Raw genomic sequence first — 261 nt, 5'->3', positions numbered from 1 at the left:
ACGAACCAGAGCAGGCGCTCGTCCGTGGGCCCCGGCAGCGGCAGCCGCTCCCCCCGCTCCTGCCACACCGAGCGCAGCCAGCCGGTGGCTCCCGTCCCGGTCCCCACCAGCACCCCGGAGGACGCCTGGGGCTCGACGGCACCCCCGTACTCGTCGAACCCCAGGCGATAACGGGCCGTCTGATGACCTGCGGCTCCCAGATAGATCTCGTTGAGCGCCACCAGTCGCTGGGTGTCGTCCGCGACCGCCTCGACCATGGTC

At 72.0% G+C, this 261-nt stretch carries 1 protein-coding gene; it reads right to left on the bottom strand.

The genetic code is table 11. The annotated features are described in order from the left end of the window. Positions 1 to 261 (bottom strand): hypothetical protein (locus tag ACYYG1_RS17580; protein WP_461211627.1); only part of this gene is annotated, 261 nt, incomplete at both ends.

The organism is Desulfocurvus sp. DL1XJH-121, from assembly GCF_054819825.1.
Note: the sequence above shows the minus strand (reverse complement) of the source record. Positions and strands in the feature narration are given on the sequence as shown.